The organism is Ruegeria sp. HKCCA6837 (assembly GCF_013034475.1).
Classification (GTDB): Bacteria; Pseudomonadota; Alphaproteobacteria; order Rhodobacterales; family Rhodobacteraceae; genus Ruegeria.
This window is the reverse complement of record NZ_WQGD01000016.1, coordinates 83,118-102,085: the sequence shown is the minus strand read 5'-3', so window position 1 is coordinate 102,085 and position 18,968 is coordinate 83,118. Positions and strand designations below refer to the sequence as shown.

Here is an 18,968-nt window from a genome sequence, read left to right as displayed (position 1 = left end):
GTGCAATATCTCCGAGATCACAAAGCCGCTCGTGCAGGCCATCGGTACTGATATCCTGACGCGCATCGATATCTACGGGGTGACTGAATTGTGGATTTGCGTGCCAACCGAAATAGACCGAGGTTTCGCGTAATGCACGCGGCGCCAGAGATTGCCCTGCATGAGGTGCGTTTGTATCTTCAAACGGGATGCCCAGTACGGCCAGATCTCCAGACCGGACGTCGCCGATTGCTTTGGTCTGAGAGCGCATGAACGACAGATGCCCTGCCATGCGCGGCAACGGGGCCGAACGTAGAGGCATCAGCCTGCTCCTTTCTCAAGACGAGCTGTGACCGCTTGCAGGATCGCCAGTGCAGCGCGGGTTTCAGCCTTGCCACGGTTGTCCAGTTCCGGGGCAAGCCCAAAAACCGCAGCCGCGATGGTATCGCCCGGGGTGGCGTCAATTTGCGCGATCATTTGTGCTGGTGACATTCCCGTCAGGCGATGCGGGTGCGATACCCATTTGCCCGCAAGCTCTTGTAAATCCACAGACAGGATGACCGGTTGGGTGCGGGGCAAATGGCTCACTGCGCCGCCATTGACCCCAATGATGGGAACATCCGCACCTGTGACCTGTCTTGCGGCGACGTCAAGCGCTTCCAAACCGCTGGAATCGCCGCCTACCAACACCATGCGGGCACCGGTTTCAAGAACCGATTCACATTGCGAGGCAACTGCGAGAAAATGCTTGTCAGGTTCTAGCGGAAAGACGTTCACGTCCCCAAGGTCAATTGCATTCGCGGGTGTTACTGTGGGGCAGGACGCATACCGAAGCTGGCGCGCGAGATAGCGTTGCCCTGCCGATGGCCGGGCGAGATTGTCACAAAAATAGCCTGCAATCGCGACCTGACCGGGCACGAGATCTTCCAGATCGCCAATGGATGCGCCCAGAAAACTGGGGATCGCGTCAAACTGTATTTGCGCCGCTTCACTCATTGTGCAACGCCGCGTTCAGGGTTTCGATCGCCGCCAGTTCCGACATTCCCCTGGTGTCGCGCGCAGGCGCAAGGCCGGTGATCACAATCGCCTGCCATTTACAGGACATGGCACCAATGACGGAAACCAGCGTTTCAGGTTTCATCCCGCCGGGATTTAGGCCGACGCTGCCAGCTGCATGCCCCAGATCAATGACCGATATGTCGATCCACAAGACAGCGCGCTCGGGCGTGTCAGAATAGTCGCCGTGCCCTTCATCCAACTGCCGCGCGGTGCGCCAATCCATCTTGCGCTGGCTGATCAGATCCCAGACACCAGCAGGTTGATCGCCGTTCAATCCCACCCAGATCGTGTTGGCTGTTCGCGTCGCGATATCACGCCGGGCCAACGGCATGGCCGCGACAACTGGCAGATCAGGCAAGGCCCCCAGCACACCCGAGGCGACATCAGACGCGCCACCCAAGACAACGGGTACAACACCGTGATCCACCATTTGCGTCACAAGTTGTTCCAACGCGGCAGGCCAATCCCCTGACAGGTCCAGATTGCCAAGATCCCGACCATCTACAGGCAGTCCGATCCCAAGTTGGGCAGTCATTTTGCGCAGCGCATCGGGTGCCAGAGAGGTGCCGGATCGGGGCCCGGTGTTAACTTCGCTCGGAACGCCCATAACCCCAACACAATCAGCCTTACATTGCGAATGAATGCCAAAAGGAAGGTCCGCATAACCAGCTGTTATCATTTGTTTCCGCGCGCTATTCATTGCCAGACGCCTTCGTTATTTGCGATTTCCAATTGCGCTCAAACCGGCTATAAAAAGCGACGGATTTGCGTCGAAAGGTCTGCCTATGCCCGACAAGCCCCGATCCCCTGACGCCAATGGTGGTGTCGAAGCGGTAGAGCGCGCATTGCGTGTGCTGGACATCTTTGAGCCGGGCGATGCAGGCCTCTCTTTGAAGGAGGTTGCGGACCGCAGCGGGGTCAACAAGGCGACAATTCTGCGTCTGAGCGTGTCGCTTGAAAAGTTTGGTCATATTACGCGAGACGCCGAGGGTCTGTTTCACCTCGGGCCGTCTTTGTGGCGTCTTGGATCCGTGTTTCGCCAAAACCTGCGGATGGGGCCAATTGTGCGACCGGTGCTTGCGAATTTGGTGAATGCGACCGGCGAAAGTGCGTCGTTTTATGTGCAACGCGGCAACTCTGGCGTGTGCCTCTACCGGGTCAATTCGCCAAGGCTTGCGCGGGATCACGTTCAGGAGGGCGAGATCATTCCGCTGAGCATGGGCTCTTCGGGTCAGGTGCTGGATGCTTATTCCATCCGGCAGGGAAAACAGGCGGCCAGCATCCGAAAGGCCGGGTATTATCTCAGCCTTGGTGAACGCGATCCTGACGTCGCCGGACTGTCGGTTCCTGTTCTTGGGTTCGAAGATGAATTGCTGGGCGCGATCAGCTTGTCCGGCCTGCGCGTCCGCTTCAATGACACAGCCGTCGAAAAGTATCGCGCGGCGGTCCTTGATGCCGCCCGCCAGATTCGGGTGGAGTTTGGCGAAAAATAAGACCCGCATCATTGTGCCTTGTCTTTCCGACGCCCGATCATCTGCACACCGATAAGCGCCGTGATGGACACGACAATCAGACAGGTCGAGATCGCCGCGATTGTCGGATCAAGCTGATCACGCAGTGAATTGAACATGCGCCGGGTGATTGTGGCGTTTTCCCCGCCCGAGACCAGCATCGAGATCACAACCTCGTCCAGCGACGTGATAAATGCCAGAAAAGCCCCTGTCTGGATCGAGAATTTCACCTGCGGTACGGTGATTGTCCACAATGCGTATGCACGGGACGCCCCTAAGCTGCGCGCTGCAAGCTCCTGATCGAAATCATAATTCTGCAATCCCGACATCACCGTCACGATCACGAATGGCAGCGCCAGCGCAGTATGGGCGATCACGATCCCGGTCAGTGTGTAATTGAGCCCCAGCTTGGCATAGAGGCTGAACACTCCAACAGCGATCAGGATCACTGGCACGACAATCGGCATGATCACAAGGATTTGAGCCGCGCTCCTGATACGAGGCGCAGAGCAATGCAGACCATAGGCACAAAGTGAGCCCAGGGGCGTCGCGATTGCCGTGGTCAGCGCCGCCGCGATCAGCGAGGTCTTTGTTGCGCTCATCCATTCCGGCGACGTGACATAGGCCACGTACCAGCGAAACGAGAGCGATGTCGGCGGGAATTCCAGATAGGATGCCCCCGAAAACGACATCGGGATAACGATCAGCGTGGGCAGGATGAGAAAGAACAGCACAGCAATGCCGACCACTGTCAGCCACAGGCCGTCGATTTTACGTTGTCCGACTTGTTCCATTTTCAGATCCTCAGCGCATAAACAGTTTGTCGAGCCCGAAGACACGGTTCATCAGCCAGATCATCGCCAGCGCCAGCAACAGCAGGACCACGCCCAGGGCTGATGCGGCCCCCCAGTTCGAATAGACTGTGATGGTGCTTTCGATACGCTGCGCCAGCATCTGAACCCGGCCACCGCCCAGCAAAGCCGGTGTGACAAAGAACCCAAGCGACAGGATGAAAACCAGCACGATGCCGGCAAAAAGGCCCGGCAGGGACATTGGGAAAAATACCCGCCAAAAGGCCCCGCGCGGGCTGGAACCAAGGCCCACGGCGGCTCGGACCAGGTCGCCGTCAATATTGCGCATAGTGGCGTAGAGCGGCAGAACCAAAAAAGGCAGCATGATATGCACCATGCCAATGATGGAGCCGGTCAGATTGTGCGCCAGTTGCAGCGGTTCTTCGATAATGCCAAGTGACATCAGCGACGAATTGATGATCCCATTGCGCTGCAAAAGCACCAGCCACGCATAGGTCCGCACCAGAACCGAGGTCCAGAAGGGGACCAGCACAAACACCATCAGAATGGCCGCTGTTTTGTTCGGCATCTTTGTCAGCCAGTAGCACAGCGGGTAGCCGAGAAGGACGCAAATCACCGTCACGGCAATGCTGATCTGAAACGTGACGACAAAGGTTCGCCGATAGAGAGCACTACTAAAGATGCGCGTGTAATTTTCCGTGCTCAGTTCGCCTGCCGCATTGAAAAACGACAGCGAAGACAGCCAGAAAATCGGCAGGAAGACGACGATCAAGATCGTCAAAACCGCAGGCATCGAAAGCCCAAGAAACGTCAGTTTTTCGCGGCGTTCTTCGGATTTGAGCGTGCTGGCATTCTGAAGAGTCCCAGCACCTTCATACGTCTCGGCGATACTCATGCCACATGTTCCGGTACGATGATCGTATCTTCGGGATGCAGGGCAAGGCCGATTTGCTCTCCCTTCGACGGCAACCCGGTTTGGCCCGCGCGATTGGCAGGCACACGCACATTGATCTGACCAGCGCTGTCGTGCTGAACGATCACTAGAACGCTGTCGCCCTGATAAATGATGTCATGCACTTGGCCGGACAGGTCATTGGCGGCGTCTGGCACCGCGCCTGCTGTGACTTCCAGCAACTCGGGCCGGATGATCAGACGATGGCCTCCGCTGCCCAGCGCAATAGGCGTATTGGATTTCAGAACGCGCTCGCCAAGCTGCGCCGTGTCATTCGCTACACTAACCGGCAGGGAAATGGATTCCCCGATAAAATCCGCCACAAAGAAACTATGCGGCTGGCGATAGAGCCGCTCAGGCGTCGCGATCTGTTCGATCCGCCCATGATTGACCACTGCAATCCGGTCCGACATCGTCAGGGCTTCGCGCTGGTCATGGGTCACGTAAACGACAGTTGCATCCAGCTTTTCATGCAGCGCCTTCAATTCGATTTGCATATGTTCGCGCAACTTCTTGTCGAGCGCTGACAACGGCTCATCCATCAGAATGATCTGCGGCTCAAAAACCATGGCGCGGGCAAGGGCCACGCGCTGTCTTTGTCCCCCGGATAATTGCGTGATGCGCCGGTCGCCATAACCGCCCAGCTGCACGGTCTCCAGCGCGCGCTCGGCGCGGGCCTTCTGATCGCTTTTGGACACCCCGCGAATTTTCAACGGATAAGCCACGTTTTCTGCGACCGTCATGAACGGAAACAACGCATAGCTTTGGAACACCATGCCAAGGCCGCGCTTGTGGGGCGGCGTTGCAATCATTTCCTGTTCGCCAAACCGGATCGACCCGCCATCAGGACGCACAAATCCGGCCAGCGCCATCAAAAGCGTCGTCTTGCCGGAGCCTGATGGCCCCAGCAATGTCAGGAACTCGCCCGCGGCGATGTTCAAAGACACGTCATTCAGCGCTTTGACCGATCCGTAGGCCTTGCACAGGTTGGATATATCGATGGGAAGGGAGTGGGCTGCAGGTGACATGGGGGCTCCTAACCTGACAAAAATGGGCGCAGCACAAGATGTGCCGCGCCCAGATATTTTTTACTGTTGGATCAGCGTGTCAAACTCTTCGGTCAACTCGCCCAGCTGGCCGATGTAAAAGTTCGGATCGACCAGAAGCTGCTTGCCATAGTTGTCGGGATGTGTGTTGACCTTCACTGCCATCTCATCCGAGATTATCCCGGTGCCGAAGGCACCCGAATTCACCGGACCCAACGGCATGGTCACCGCCAGCCTCGCCTGTGCTTCGGCGCTCAGCAATTCGTTGATAAGGCGCATCGCGTTGTCTTTATTCGGAGCCCCCTTGGGAACCAACAAGCAGTCCACGTCCATCGTGCCGCCATCAAAGGCATAGGCCACATCAATGCCCGACGCGATCACGCTTTCTACGCGGTTATGGCCCATATGGATCACGTCCACTTCGCCGTCACGCAGCAACTGCGCCGATTGCGACCCGCCGCGATACCAAACGGTAACTTCGGGGGCAATCTCACCCAGCTTGTCCCATGCGCGCGCCTTGCCCTCATTCGTGGCCAACGTGTCATAGATCTCGGCCATCGGCACACCATCCGCCATGAGCGCGGCTTCGAGGTTATAGTTCACCTTGCCGTGCATACCGCGCTTGCCGGGGAAGTTTTCCAGATCCCAGAACTCTGCCCAATTGGACGGGCCATTGTCGCCAAATGCATCCTTGCGATAGGCAATCACCTTGGTGAAGTTGATGAAGCCGATGTAATTGTCATGGATCAGCTCTTTCGGAATGCCTGTGGTGTCAACAATCGAATAGTCGATCGGCTCAAGGCTGCCTTCCCGGCTCAGGGTTTCACACGAAGGCAAATCCTGTTCTGTAACGTCCCATGCAACGGCACCCGCCGTGATCTGCGCGCGCACGTCCTGAATGCCGTTTGTCGTATCTTCCTTGACAGTGATATTCAGCGCACCAGCGGCAGGTTCCAGCATGGCTGAGCGCAAGGCATCCTGAAACGAGCCTCCCCAGGACGCAAACACGACCTCTCCCTCGGCAAAGGCAGGCGAAGCAATGGCCAGGCCACCTGCCACTAGCGCCGTGGTGAGCTTCAGTTTTTGGTTATCTTTCATCATGTCAGGCTCCTCCCGAACTGTTGGTTGGTTTGTGGCTTCGCGACATGCGCGGCTCCACATAATCATTCGCAATCGTTTCATCTAGCAAAACGTCATTTCAGTTTTACTAGAGCTGATGTTGGAATTGGTCAAGGATTCTTTTGCCCCGTAGGATTCACACTCCCGTTTCCTGAGCATCAGAGCCTGGAAAATCTCGCAATTCGCGCATTGGTGCAGCATTCATCTGGGTTCGATCTTGCACATATGGCGTCTGAAGCGATCTTCGTCTGACCCGAAGTTAACTGCCACCGATTGAAGCATTTGGTGGAACGTGCGGACCGCAAACTCTCACTCGCTTTGCGTTGATCCGCGAATTTGAGTGGCAGCTTCTTGACAGTATGCGCCAATTGATCCTGACGACAGAATTGGTCAATTTGGGCTCAGCCCCGACCTCGGATGCGACGCAGCATCCCGTGATATGGAGGCATCGTCAACGTCAGGTTGTCGTTGTGGGAGGGCATGGCGGATCGGAGGATCAGTCATGGAAACACCAAACTTACCGGCCATTCGTGCGCTTCGCCCGGCTTGGAACAAAGGGCGCATCGTTGGGCAAAAACGGCCACTGAAACCAAAACACGTCTGGGCAATCCGTGTTCGACTTGAACTCGCCGAGAACCATCGGGACCTGGCGCTGTTCAATATGGCAATCGACAGCAAACTGCGTGGCTGCGATCTCGTGAAGATGAAAGTCGTCGACGTGATGGCGTCCGGCCAGATCAAGGAACGAGCTTCGGTGTTGCAAAGCAAAACGCAGAAGCCGGTTCGTTTTGAAATCTCCGAAGGCACACGCGCCTCGGTTGAAAAGTGGATGGAAGATGAGCTCATGGTCGGCTCGGAGTACCTATGGCCGGGTCGTTTCCATGAACGCTTGCACATCTCGACACGCCAGTACGCCCGGATCGTCCGGGATTGGGTCACGTCGATCGGTCTGGAGGCCAGTGCATACGGAACGCATTCGATGCGGAGGACAAAAGTCACACAGATCTACAAGAAGACCGGCAACCTGCGGGCGGTCCAGCTGCTACTTGGGCACACCAAGATGGACAGCACCGTCCGGTATCTCGGTGTTGAGCTGGAAGATGCGCTTGCGATCGCAGAGGCCATTGAAATCTAACAACTTGGGCCGTCTTCGCGGACGGCCCAAACAAGACCTTGGCGAAATCTGCGGCGAACAGCGACGAGGAGCCCAGAGCGACGGTCTTCTTGCGGAGCAGGCAAGGACATCGCTTTAAAGTTTCAACTGACACGGCGTATTAGAAAATTCAGAAAAAACTGCCCGTCAATCCTGCGCGGCTCGTAGACAAGCCTTCTTCCTGGCGAAAGTCCTTCGGGCAGTTTGACGCTTATATTGACCTTATAGGGTGTCGCCTGCCCGAAATGCGAACTCAATGTGAAGCGCAATTTCAACTGACCGGAGTCATCGAATTTGCCAGTGAAGTCCCTAAACCAAGGCCCTTCGGCCGCAAAGCCTTGGGCAGATAGCAAGGTCAGCTTGTCTCCATTGCGATTGATGCGCAAGGCTGCAAGTGGCTCGATTTTTCCGGGGAAATAGGCCTTGTCGGGCCGACTGGTTGTTTGCCAATAATCATCGTCCCATCTGCGTCTGATTAAGACAATGTAGTCACCATCAAAAGTCGCGAAAGACGGCGCGACCAACTGATTACAGACTCTTCCTTGCTCTCCTCGAAGTGCGGCAAGAGTTTCACTGGTCTCGAGGCTCTCAGGCGTCAGTCCAAGATTCTCTCTAGCGCTGATATACCGAGAGAAAGCAGATCTCGTGCGTGGGCCCGCAACACCGTCCGCTGTGCCAGCGCTGCAGCCAACGCGATTTAGCTCAGTTTGTATATCACGGATCAGGCTGCGCGTCTCTGTATCATCCTTCGCGCTTTGAGGCGATGTCGGCACAAGAGCTGCTACTTTGTCTCGCGCAGTACTACTGTTGCCCGGCACTTCGTCCTTCTGGTGCTCAGCAAGCAAGTCGTCCCGCAACGAAAGGGCGAGCGCGACTGCAAAATGATCCCTTTCGCCTTCGTATCGCTCCAGAAACATCTCGATCGCATCAAGCCTTCCGAGCGAACGCGCAAGTTCAAAGTCCGCATAAATCTGGTCTTCGACACGCTCAATTTCTTCCTCTGGCGTCGAGCCTGCAGCCGCATCTGGAACAAGAAAAATGTCTCTGGCGGGAAGCGAGCCATAAGTAAATGGCTCCTGATAGCCTTCTGTCAGAGTGTAAACCCTGTCGCGGACTCGCCGAAACAACTTGCCAATCTCAAGTCCGGGTTCCTCGATGTGGTTGAGCAGAGCCTGAGCATAGGGGCTGTTGCGGCCATCGCCGTCAAGCGCCAGCGTTCCGCTCCTTGCAGCATATCCAACCAACACACCTCCCGGATCGATACGTGCAAGTCCGCGTCCAATTGAGCGGGTGCTGTTTGTGCGCTCCATAGTCGCGAGGAATGGATTGTTGCGGCAGGCGTCAACCAACACGATCTTCAAGCCGGGTGCGCCCGCGATGGAGCTAATCAATGTGTTGAGGCGGATTGCCTCGAGTTCGATGTCACGGTCGCTCCGCAGTTCCGCACTGACAGGGATCAGGAAGTTCGTGTTGTCCAACTCGATGCCGTGGCCGGCGAAGTATACGATGACCGACTCGGCGTTTTTTGCCTTTTCTCCAAAGTCACGTATGGCAAGGCGCATGTCGCGGTAATCCAGATCAAGACCTGTTGTGACCTCAAACCCGATCCTGCGCAATGCCTCTGCAATGTCGATCGCATCATTCGACGGGTTTTTGAGATTGCTGACATGTTGGTAGTTCGCATTGCCAATTACCAAGGCAACTTTGTCCGCCAGCACCATCGCAGGCAGAAAACAAAACACAACTGAGAACAGGATACGCTTCATGTGAAATATCGCCGTTAACGCGTCTACCATATGAACGTTTCCACACTTTCGGAATTCAATCAATATGACCGGCGTGGACAAGCTCTAGCTCGGCTTAGGCCGCATAGCGGAGTTCGGGATTGACACGACGAAGGTTCGTTTCCCGCCCATTGCGCCAGTTTCGGCATGGACCATTCATATGAAGTACGAACTCGGAGCCGCCTTGCGGCGGGACAGAAAGATGCTCGCTTGGGAAGCTATCTAAACGTCAGCTTCCGCATTTCCTGCGAGCATGCGTAGCGACTGCAGCGAACTTCCACTTCCCGCGCTTCGTGCCGTACTTCAGCCCCCTACCCGTCCCGATCTAGCTTTAACCAATATCGCGTGTACCGGAGTTCACCCGTTCGGATCAAAGCGCCCTTCTCTACCAGGTTCTGGAGATCCCGCGTTGCTGTGGCGCGCGATGTTCCCGTGATCGAGATATAGTTCTCAGCGCTCAATCCCCCTGTGAACCCATCCGGCCCAGCCTTGAACAAACGGGCGATTACCTTGCTTTGGCGAGTGTTGAACTGATCACGGTACCGATCATAGAAGTGCGTCTTGGAAATAAAGAAACCAACCCGCTCAAGCGTCACCTGCTGTGCTGTAAGGACAGTTTCGGCAAACCAGACGAGCCACGGTGTGACTTCCAGCGTCTTTTGATGGCGTTCGAGTTGGTCGTAGTAAGCCTTCCGCTCTCGCTCGATCGTGAAAGCAAGGGCAATCAGACTTGGCTGACCGATATTCTGGGCCAAGGACTTTTCAGCCAGCGCCCTACCCAACCGGCCATTGCCGTCCTCAAAGGGATGAATGCTCTCGAAATACAGATGGCTCAAACCGGCCCGGATCAGTGCGCGCAATGGTTCGGGACCATCCGGTGCGGTCCGGTTGAACCAGGCTACGAACTGGTCCATTTCAGCCGGAACCTGATGTGAAGGTGGAGCTTCGAAATGCACCGTTGGGCGGTCGAGCCTGCCTGAGACGATTTGCATCGCATCCTCATGGCTCCGGTATGATCCAATCGTTTCCAGATGCCTGTCATGGGACAGAAGCATGTCATGCCACCGAAACAGGGTGTCGTGTGACAGTGGTTCCGAATAGTTGGAATAAACATCCACCATCATTTCAGAAACGCCCTGCTCGCGCGGTTTGGATGGATAGCTGTCGGGAGCCAGTCCAAGATGTCGGCGCAAGGAAGATTGCACGCTGAGACGATCCAGCATCTCACCTTCGATCGCGCTGGTCTTCATTGCTTCTTCGCTTAGCAGGTCGATACGCAATTGATCTCGATCCGATGTGTTCACATGATGAACCGCTCCAAGAACTTCCCCTGAGGACAACAGGAACTGTTGCTCGTATGGTTCGAGTCTTGCGGCGTCGTAACGAAAGGTAGGCCAGTCAGGGTTCTGCCAGTTCCACATCGTGAGGTATAAGCTTCCTTTCTATAACTCACTATTTATGGTTGCGTGATTTATAGAGGTCAATCCTATAGCTCACCTTTTTCAGACCCTTCGATCCAGTCATCACTTGGAGGTGTAATCTGAAAACGGTAAATTTCATCCTGTTTCCCCAAATTTACGTAGCATTGGATGTCCGCGAGAGCATTGCCTTTGGAGACAATTCGCCCTTTTCGATCTTGGCCAGCAACGAAATCAGGTAAGCCCCTGGAGATTGTATGTTCTCAGCACGTTGAAAGATGTATCCGAGAACAATGAAGCGAATAGCTGGGCCAAAAGTTGATTTCATTGCATACCAGGTTTGGCCAAGCCGTAGATACTCGGCGATATCATCCATAAGCCGATCACAGTGGTGCTGATCTTTTGCAAAGCGTAGTTCTGAGCATAGCCGTGGAAAACTGCGCTCCATTTGGTCTGGAGAAACCTGAATCTGAGAAAGCTTTTCTTTCTTAACTTCCGGATTCAAAGAGTCCTCTTTGTGCCCCTCAATTTCACTGTCACTGGCCCTCAAATTTTCTGTATCAGTCTGTGTTATCTCGGAGATTTCCACAGAGATTTCTGCCAACAGCTCGCTGAGTACATTCGCATCTGGTTTGCGACGCAGAGCATTGCGTACGGTGGTCACCAAATCAGAGATCGCGGTGTCATTTGCTACGAGTTCCTTAAGGCGCGCCAGAGCGGCGGAAACTTTGTCACGGAGTACAGTGAACTCGAGAACGCGATCAGCATGCCTCTGGGCTTCCTGAATGAACTCAGCGTGCCGTTCAGACAAAGGCATCAAGGAGAGCCCAGTTGCGGTGACCACCCTGCCCTGGCGATCCCGGCGCGCCCATCGCTTACCGTTTGCGCTCATGACGCGGCGGATAAGTCCAAGGTCCACCAGCGTCGAGATATGACGCTCAACTGTCTGCACGCTGACATGAGTTCGTTTGGCTATCGCCGCGTTGGACGCGAAACAGATGTGATGATCATCCTGGTCCGCAGCAATCTGATCACCGCCCATAAAGGAAACCATCGCTCTCAGGACATTGAGAGTTGTGGATTTTAACCCAAGAGGTTCTCTGGCCTCTTCAACGGCGCGAAGAAGTATCCATTTTTTGGGCGTACTGTTCCCCTGCCCTGCCGTTCCCGACAAGGTCGCTCCAATTGGAGCCAATGCTGTTAGTGTTTTCATGATTATCTATCGGCAGACAAAAATTACCCGTTCGCTCAAGAGCGTTTTTTCTTGTGTGGCGATTCGGGTGCTGCTAGATTCTAGGTGTCTAATCTAAGAATTGCGCTTTGCGCAGCAGCCCTCGAAGCTCCGGTTTCGGGGGTTTTGTTTGTTTGCCTTCCTCCTTTCTGCTCGTCCTCAGTTCTTTTTCTTGGCGTTTACAGCTGTAAACTCAGCGTGTGAGCGCTTAATGATTTCAGCCATGTTTTCGTCCAACCAGCTAGCGAAGCCAGCGTTAGCTCCGGTCCTTTTGACCGAAACAGTTAGTGATCCGTTGGTAGATTTGATTGTAACGCCTTCGATTGGGTTGAGTTCGGCTGCACCTTCTCTTTGTCTTGCACCGCGTTTGGCAGCTGCTTTTAGGAGCATTTCCAGCCGATCATCTGACGACATCGATGGCTCAATGGTTGCAAGAAGATTTGCAGCTTCATCTTCCGCTAGCTTGCCTGCAACGAAGTGCTCTGCAAGCACGGTCCATTTTGGGCGGCCTGATTTTGGGGCTGCGCCGATCATGTCACCAATCTTTGCAGGAACATGTTGCGTAATTTTTGTCAGGTGAGACAGCCCTGATTTCGAAACGTTCAATACTTGCCGCACCGTTGCCGTGTCATGCCCGGAAGTCAGGATCGCCTCGGCGAAACGTGCTTTCTCGTAGAAGGAAAGATTGCGCCTCGCAGCATTCTCAAGCCCTTTGGCGAGAAGCGCTGAAGCATCGTCGATATCCTGAACATTGGCGCGGACTTTAATACCAAGTTCACGACAGGCTTTGAGCCTCCTCCGTCCATAAATTGCCTCGTATCGACCGTCGGATTTCGATCTTCTGACAAGAATGGGAACTTGTTGGCCACCGTCTTGTATACTCGACATCAAGCTTTCAAAACTATCGTCTTCTTCGTCAATGTTTACAGCTGTAAACTCACCGAGCCTATCGGCAGGCCCCCAGTCGTCGATCAGAGCAGGGTCAATTTCCCTGATTGCGGCAAGAGAGCCCTGAAGCGCACCAAGAGCAGGGGCATTGGGTTTTGGAGTTTTATCGATGGCCTTGGGGCCAGAGCGCGCGATGGTGTTTGCGATCCCCGACATCTCCTGAAGCGACTTTCTAGCCATTAGCTGCGTCCCCATGCTTGATGGATCATTTGCTCTACCTCAGAGCCGATCGCATCCATTGAGTTCTTTGCCCGATCATAAGTTGCGCGTGTCATTTCTGACCGCACGACTTCGTAAATTGATTGTTTGAGCATTGTGGCGTCACTGACCGCGGTGCTTTTGAGGGCTGTGGCTGACATAACGCGATCCTGAAACAGTGCCCGCATGAACGAAGCCAGTTGTTGAGACGGTACGTCTGTTGGCTCGTCACGCGTTATCAGGAATTTGAAGTTGTCGTATTCGAGCGTAGCGCCGGCATCTTCAATGACTGCCATGTAAGCACCAGCGAGTTCGAGAAATTGAGCCGTCGAAGACACGTCCAGCATCGAAGGTGTAAGTGGCACAAGCAATGAACTGGCGGCCGCCATCCCAGCAATTGTCAAGAATCCTAGCTGAGGTGGGCTATCAATCAGAACAAGGTCAAAATCTCCTTCCACCTGGGCCAGGGCATTCCGTATTCTTGTAAAGAACGGATGGTCTGGGTTGGAGTGAACGGCAGATTCTGTCTCAAATTCGGAAAGAACAAGCCGTGACGGAGCCACAGAGAGACCGGGGAAGTACGTCGGAAGCACGACGTCCGCCATATCTACCGGATCTTCATATCGAATAGCATCGTAAATCGTCAGCCCGTCAAACTCTATTTCGGGGCTTATGCCGCACATGGATGTAAGAGAGCCTTGAGGATCCAGATCAACAGCCAGCACACGGTAACCGCGAAGCGCAAAATAGTGAGCCAAGTGAATTGTTGTGGTGCTCTTACTGCTGCCGCCTTTGAAGTTCATCAACTGCCAGACTTGGAGCTTTTCTCCTTCAGTCCGGCGAGGGACATAGCGCCCTTTTTTGCGTGAGGTTTTCTCAAGCGTTTCGCGAGCCTCCCAAAGTTCTTGGGCAGTATAGTAACGCCTACCGCTGCGTACGTCATTCGGTTCAGGAATCGTTCCCTCTGCGTGGACTTTGCGCATGAATTGACCTGAGACTCCTAAGAGTTCAGCAGCTTCTGGCGCTGCAAAATTTCGCAGTGATTTGGTGTTGTCGGGGGCAAATGCAGCAAGTAGATGTTCCCGGATAGCCGAGTTTAATCTCTCAGATATTTCCGTGGCGAGTGCCGATGGTCTTTCTGCCGCAAGTGGTGTCACGGGAATCATGTAGTTGCCTCAAATTAAAGAATGTGGTCATTTTTGCGCCACTTGAGATAAACAGCCGTGATTCATAGCACTAAGTCAAGGATTTTCGCCTATATTGTAGGTTTTCCAACGCGGAGGACTACATACGCTTTGCATCAGAGCAGGGTGGTTTACAGTTGTAAACTCGGTTGAGCGGGATCATGGGTTCTTTCAGTCGATGAAGTTCTAACGTAGGCATGCGAAGGCATTCCTGTAAAACTCCTCCCTATGCTCCGCTTTGAGTAGAACGCCTCTAGCATGGAGTTGGAGTGAAGGCCGAACGGCTTTTGGCGCAAATTGCGCAATTGGGAAGGGCAGGGAGCTAGTTGAGCTGATTGGTCAAATTCTCTCACCAACAATTTCGTTATCGAGTTTTCTGCGATACCAACTTCGTAACAATACTTCTGCGCCAGTACGGGAGTACGATGCGGTGAGAATGGCATGGCGATCTGGGTCAGATACACCGAGCTCAGCCCGTGCGCAGAGGAAAACACGCGAACATTCCGGCTAGAGTCAGCCGCTCGCCAATTGCCCAAGAAATGGCATACCGTGAGGGCGGGGTTTCGGGAATTGTGCGCCTGTAAGTTGCGACGGAACACGGAACTGTCCTCGATCCAGTGCAGCTGTGCTTGCGCGGCGCGGCTTTTGACGCAAGTCTCTACCGTCATTGGATTCATATGGGATCACAGACATGATCCGTGTGTTCACGTCCCATTAGCGTCCATAAAACCAGCTTGCTCGAATTAGTGATTTTGGGCTCCTCAATCGTTGAACAGACGGTCTCGTTGGCATATATTGCCAAAAAGGAGGCTTACGCCATGGTAACCCGCAATGTTGTACTTACAGAATCGCAGGATCAACTGGTGCAGAATCTGGTTGCGTCCGGTCGATATCAGAACGCCAGTGAAGCGTTGCGCGCCGGCCTTCGGCTTTTGGAGCGGGAAGAAGCGGGGCTGGAGTCTCTCAAACAAGGCTTGCAGGAGGGTGTAGCGCAGGCTCAGGCCGGAGATTTGGCAGAAGGCAGGGGTTCGGATGCGATCCGTCGTGCCTTTGCAAGGGCACGAGCCAAGGCGTGACCAGACCCTTTCGACTGACACGCCGCGCTGAATCCAGCCTGGTGGAAATTGCCCGATGGACCATCGACAAGTTTGGATCGCATCAAGCCGATCTTTATGAACAAGAACTAATAGCGCGCTGTCAGGCCATCACAGAGGGCAGGGTGGCCAGCCGAAGTTGTTCTATATTGGTCGAAGAGGCGGCGGATCTCAGATATGTGCGCGCAGGAGAGCATTTCCTGGTTTATCTGGATCAGCCGGACGCGGTGATCATTGTTGATATCCTGCATTCCCGTTGCGATCTGCCGCGACATGTTTCCGCGCTGGCCACGTTAACAGATGCGACAGGAAACAAGACATAGGCACAGCAGCCGGAGTTTCCCTCAAGCGGGGATTATTAAATAGTCAGTAACTACTCACCCCAGTAGATCAGTCGCCGGGTTATCCGCGATGTCCACATCGTCGTAGTATTTCTGCGCCTGGGCCATGGAGCGATGCAGGGAGAGGCGCATCGCGGCCTGGATCGGGGCGCCGTCCAGCGCGGCCTGGGTCAGGAAGCCCGAGCGCAGCCCATGGGGGGAAGCGAACCCGTCCGGCAGGCCCGCCAGTTTCGCCCGACGCTTGACGATCTGCGCGATGGCATCCGGGCTGAGGCGGCGGGTTAACACCCGATCGGCTTTTGAAACAGGCCGGAACAAGGGGCCGTCCTGAATCTCACCCACCTCGATCCAATGGGCCAGCGCTTGGGCTGCGCGGCCTTTCAACACCAGCCGCGGCGTTTCACCTTTGGTTGTCGTCTTGGTCTCCAGCAGTGAAATCCAAACCAGGCTTTTCTCGTCGAACTCCTTCAGCGAGACGTCTTCAAACATCAACCCGGTGATCTCCGAGCGCCGTCTACCACCCGAAGCCCAACCCAGCATCAAGATGGCGCGGTCGCGGCAATCCCGCCGGGACCCCCGACAAGTGGACAGCAACTGCTCGAGCACATCGCGGGTAATCGGTTGCTGCGATTTTGGGGCAGGGGGCCGGGCGGCGGCGCGGCGCGCCTTGGCACGGGCCTGCTTCACCTGCGGCGCATCAAAAGGGCTGGTCAGGTTCTTCATTCGATGAAAGGCCAGCCAGGAGGCGATGCGCCGGTCCAGCGTAGAAGGGGCCGGGCAGGCGAGGGACTTGCGTAGCCCTTGCGCGATCAACATCTCGGCACTCTGACGCGCGACATCCTCGGGCGCGGCATCTCCCAGATCGCGGGCGTGATCGAGAATGAAGGCCAGCGCTGTGGCCTCGCTCTCGGGCCAGTCCAACGGCACTCCGAACCGTGCTGCCTTCCAGGCCGTTACATAGAGCAAATCGCGCTCATAGGCCCTGAGCGTGTTGGCGGGTGTGCCGCGGACATAGAGATCGGTCAGGGCGTCCTGGTCAGACTGCGACAGGGCAGGGGAGGGGGCGGGGAGATAGGGCTCAGGGGTGCTCATACGGCCCACTCTGCGCCCATTTTCCCGCAAAATCAATTATACTTGATAAGGGATACTTATCGAGTGTAACTTGAAACTGATAGCGCAACAAAAGTAACGAGCAAAAGTAACAGATTTTGCGCGTAAAGTAGGTAGAGGGCTTGCGGAATAATAAAATCGGAGGTTCTGTCGCAGGTCTGTAAACCAATTGGCATCGACATTGCGCTGGAACCGTTGGCAAACTAAATGAAATGAACAGATATTTTGCCACTGAATTGCCTTTCTGGAAGTTTGCCAGAAACACGCTGATCGTCAGTTGCCTTGCGTTGTTTCCGCTGTTGGCCATCTTCGTTTTGCGCACGCCGGGCTTTGCGACGCACCTCCTGAACAGTGGTCCCGCGTTTGTTCGGTTTTTGCGTCAGGTGGTGACGAATGGGTTGCCGGTCGTTTTCCTTTTAAATTATCTCAGCTTTTTTCTTTTCGCCGTTGGGGTAAGGGCGCGGGGCAGGGGGGCCATCCCGGCCCGGTATCTGCTAATTGACCTGCTGCTACGGGCCGTCCTGTTCATCGCGCTGCACGCGCTGATCTACGCGCTTTCGGCAGACTGGTTCGGGTCTTTCGGCGGTGATCCCGTAGTGGCGTTGCGGGTAGTCGGTCCGACGCTGGTACGCTCCGCCTACTTCGAGAACATCTCAGGCGTTTACCTGTACGCCACGCTGGTCGGAGCGCTGCCGCTATACCTATCCGTCGTTCAGAGCCAGATCGCCCACGGTACTGGATTTGCAGCCCAACTGGCACGTCGCGTACCTGGGCGCGGCGGACCTGTGACATTGGCCCTGCTACTGATGGCGGTGTCAGTGGTCGTTCTGACCACCGCGGCGGCGCTGATTGTCCGTTTACAGTCGGTTTGGGGCTGAAGGGTCAGAACGCCCTGCGTATCGCGAAGGAGACTGCGTAATCGCGTTCAAGCTGGGGCCCATCCAGATCTTGATACACAGGGATCACGCCCTCGATACCCAGGCGCGTGCCCGCCAAAACGCCCGACCCCGGCACAAGGTAATTCACTCCGATTCCGATACTCAGAAACTGGCCGCCGCGCAGGGTCGGATCAGCGGTGGGCACCATGCCTGGGTTCAGGCGCGCATCCGACCCGTCAATGTTTTCCACGATGTCGCCGACCACCCGCAACGAGGAGCTGAACTGGTCATTCCAGCGCCGTGCACCCCAAACTGTTGCTGAATAGACGTCACCCAAGGTGTAACCGGCATCATTCTCACCCATCCGGATCACGGCGGCCAGCTGGGCGCCCCAAGACCAATCCGCGTTCTGGCCCGTATAGGTGACGCCCGGCAGCAGGTCGTAGGTGCCTGAACCCAGTTGCATGGGGTAGGGCAGCAGCTGGTCCGGCCCAGCTGGCGTGGTGTCGGTCTCGTCTATCGAGCCAGTCGGCAGACTGAGGCCAAGAGATAGTTCCAGCACCTGCCCGTCGGATTTGTAGATATCATATCCGCCGATGATCTTCAGATCGCCAAACCCCTGTGCCCTGGTCTTAAAGGTCTGGCCCATGCGGGTCTGGTGCTTCATCGTCTTGCGGGTATAGGGCAGCATCGCCATCACCGAGATCTCGTCGGTCACACCGTACATCAGGCCGACCATCGCCATGTTCATGCTCATGCTGAGCGGCGCGATCGGATACTGCGACAGAACGTTCGAGGTAGACAGCGACTGCGTTCCGGTACGATTCCCGTCCATCTCCATGTTCATGTAAGAGAACACAGGCATCAAAACACCCTCGGGTGGATGCATACCGCCAACGACACCCGTTGGCGGCACCGCGTCGGGGCGCATCATCCTGGACATGCTTCCCATACCTGACATGTTGCTGGAGGCTTGCGGGTTCATCGCCACGTTGTCAGCCGGACGGGTTTCCGGTTGGGCCATGGCAGTTGACCCAAGGCTCAGCCCCCCAGCCAGTATTACAGCCTGGAGGCGTTGCCAGACGCACGTAATCTTGCTGTTGCTCCGTGTCATGATGCCCTCGTGTTCGTTTGTTTCCTGAGTCCCTGCC

The 18,968-nt window shown here is 55.4% G+C and carries 19 protein-coding genes; 5 read left to right on the top strand and 14 right to left on the bottom strand.

Features of this window, described 5'->3' with window-relative positions; genetic code table 11:
- The 3 genes from GOV91_RS18665 to GOV91_RS18655 form a co-directional block, all read right to left on the bottom strand.
- Positions 1-301: arginase family protein (locus GOV91_RS18665; RefSeq protein WP_171236534.1), on the bottom strand; the 301-nt coding region annotated here is incomplete at its 3' end.
- Positions 301-975 (bottom strand): hypothetical protein, encoded by a 675-nt coding sequence (locus GOV91_RS18660; protein WP_170417821.1) that lies wholly within the window; start codon positions 973-975, stop codon positions 301-303. The genes GOV91_RS18665 and GOV91_RS18660, both read right to left, overlap by 1 nt.
- On the bottom strand, positions 968-1,645 hold the full coding sequence (locus GOV91_RS18655) for an arginase family protein (protein ID WP_170474326.1): 678 nt from the start codon (positions 1,643-1,645) through the stop codon (positions 968-970). Before GOV91_RS18655 ends, GOV91_RS18660 begins: the two co-directional genes overlap by 8 nt.
- 178 nt (positions 1,646-1,823) lie before the next feature.
- Here GOV91_RS18655 and GOV91_RS18650 point away from each other — a divergent pair, with 178 nt between their 5' ends.
- Positions 1,824-2,531, top strand: a complete 708-nt coding sequence (locus tag GOV91_RS18650; protein ID WP_170417827.1) for an IclR family transcriptional regulator — start codon at positions 1,824-1,826, stop codon at positions 2,529-2,531.
- Positions 2,532-2,539: 8 nt separating this feature from the next.
- Here the strand turns inward: GOV91_RS18650 and GOV91_RS18645 are convergent, their stop codons facing one another.
- The 4 genes from GOV91_RS18645 to GOV91_RS18630 are packed head-to-tail and all read right to left on the bottom strand — an operon-like array spanning position 2,540 to position 6,460.
- The gene (locus GOV91_RS18645; RefSeq protein WP_170417829.1) at positions 2,540-3,343 is read right to left on the bottom strand and encodes an ABC transporter permease; all 804 of its coding nucleotides are present in this window, start codon (positions 3,341-3,343) and stop codon (positions 2,540-2,542) included.
- A 10-nt stretch (positions 3,344-3,353) separates the two neighbouring features.
- Positions 3,354-4,256, bottom strand: a complete 903-nt coding sequence (locus tag GOV91_RS18640) for an ABC transporter permease (protein ID WP_170417832.1) — start codon at positions 4,254-4,256, stop codon at positions 3,354-3,356.
- On the bottom strand, positions 4,253-5,341 hold the full coding sequence (locus tag GOV91_RS18635; protein ID WP_170417835.1) for an ABC transporter ATP-binding protein: 1,089 nt from the start codon (positions 5,339-5,341) through the stop codon (positions 4,253-4,255). The genes GOV91_RS18640 and GOV91_RS18635 overlap by 4 nt, the downstream gene beginning before the upstream one ends.
- A gap of 60 nt (positions 5,342-5,401) precedes the next feature.
- Positions 5,402-6,460, bottom strand: coding sequence for an ABC transporter substrate-binding protein (locus tag GOV91_RS18630; RefSeq protein ID WP_170417838.1), 1,059 nt, complete (start codon positions 6,458-6,460; stop codon positions 5,402-5,404).
- Between the two features lie 520 nt (positions 6,461-6,980).
- Here GOV91_RS18630 and GOV91_RS18625 point away from each other — a divergent pair.
- Positions 6,981-7,613: a tyrosine-type recombinase/integrase gene (locus tag GOV91_RS18625; protein ID WP_093037018.1), complete on the top strand. Its 633-nt coding sequence runs from the start codon at positions 6,981-6,983 to the stop codon at positions 7,611-7,613.
- A 122-nt stretch (positions 7,614-7,735) separates the two neighbouring features.
- On the opposite strand, the gene GOV91_RS18620 is transcribed toward GOV91_RS18625, so the two are convergent.
- From GOV91_RS18620 to repA, 5 genes are all read right to left on the bottom strand, one after another.
- The gene (locus tag GOV91_RS18620) at positions 7,736-9,397 is read right to left on the bottom strand and encodes a caspase family protein (protein WP_170417841.1); all 1,662 of its coding nucleotides are present in this window, start codon (positions 9,395-9,397) and stop codon (positions 7,736-7,738) included.
- A gap of 329 nt (positions 9,398-9,726) precedes the next feature.
- Complete coding sequence (locus GOV91_RS18615; RefSeq protein WP_170417844.1) at positions 9,727-10,836, bottom strand: Fic family protein; 1,110 nt, start codon at positions 10,834-10,836, stop codon at positions 9,727-9,729.
- Positions 10,837-10,990: 154 nt separating this feature from the next.
- Positions 10,991-12,046 (bottom strand): helix-turn-helix domain-containing protein, encoded by a 1,056-nt coding sequence (locus GOV91_RS18610; RefSeq protein WP_170417847.1) that lies wholly within the window; start codon positions 12,044-12,046, stop codon positions 10,991-10,993.
- A 177-nt stretch (positions 12,047-12,223) separates the two neighbouring features.
- Entirely contained in the window at positions 12,224-13,192 is a 969-nt protein-coding gene (gene repB, locus GOV91_RS18605; protein WP_170417850.1) for a plasmid partitioning protein RepB, read from the bottom strand.
- Positions 13,192-14,376 (bottom strand): plasmid partitioning protein RepA, encoded by a 1,185-nt coding sequence (gene repA, locus GOV91_RS18600; protein ID WP_170417853.1) that lies wholly within the window; start codon positions 14,374-14,376, stop codon positions 13,192-13,194. Before repA ends, repB begins: the two co-directional genes overlap by 1 nt.
- Positions 14,377-15,212: 836 nt before the next feature.
- Between repA and GOV91_RS18595 the strand changes: the two genes are divergently transcribed.
- Together GOV91_RS18595 and GOV91_RS18590 are read left to right on the top strand one after the other, a co-directional pair.
- Positions 15,213-15,470: a type II toxin-antitoxin system ParD family antitoxin gene (locus GOV91_RS18595; RefSeq protein ID WP_170417856.1), complete on the top strand. Its 258-nt coding sequence runs from the start codon at positions 15,213-15,215 to the stop codon at positions 15,468-15,470.
- Positions 15,467-15,811 carry a type II toxin-antitoxin system RelE/ParE family toxin gene (locus tag GOV91_RS18590; protein WP_170417859.1) on the top strand — a complete coding sequence of 115 codons (345 nt, stop codon included), beginning with the start codon at positions 15,467-15,469 and terminating at the stop codon, positions 15,809-15,811. Before GOV91_RS18595 ends, GOV91_RS18590 begins: the two co-directional genes overlap by 4 nt.
- A gap of 54 nt (positions 15,812-15,865) precedes the next feature.
- Here GOV91_RS18590 and GOV91_RS18585 read toward each other — a convergent pair whose 3' ends face one another.
- Positions 15,866-16,921 (bottom strand): tyrosine-type recombinase/integrase, encoded by a 1,056-nt coding sequence (locus GOV91_RS18585; RefSeq protein ID WP_170417862.1) that lies wholly within the window; start codon positions 16,919-16,921, stop codon positions 15,866-15,868.
- A 230-nt stretch (positions 16,922-17,151) separates the two neighbouring features.
- Here GOV91_RS18585 and GOV91_RS18580 point away from each other — a divergent pair, with 230 nt between their 5' ends.
- Positions 17,152-17,817, top strand: a complete 666-nt coding sequence (locus tag GOV91_RS18580) for a hypothetical protein (RefSeq protein ID WP_050605729.1) — start codon at positions 17,152-17,154, stop codon at positions 17,815-17,817.
- Positions 17,818-17,821: 4 nt separating this feature from the next.
- Here GOV91_RS18580 and GOV91_RS18575 read toward each other — a convergent pair whose 3' ends face one another.
- A complete protein-coding gene (locus GOV91_RS18575) occupies positions 17,822-18,931 on the bottom strand; it encodes a transporter (protein ID WP_170417865.1) in 1,110 nt (369 codons plus the stop codon).
- Positions 18,932-18,968 lie beyond the last annotated feature (37 nt).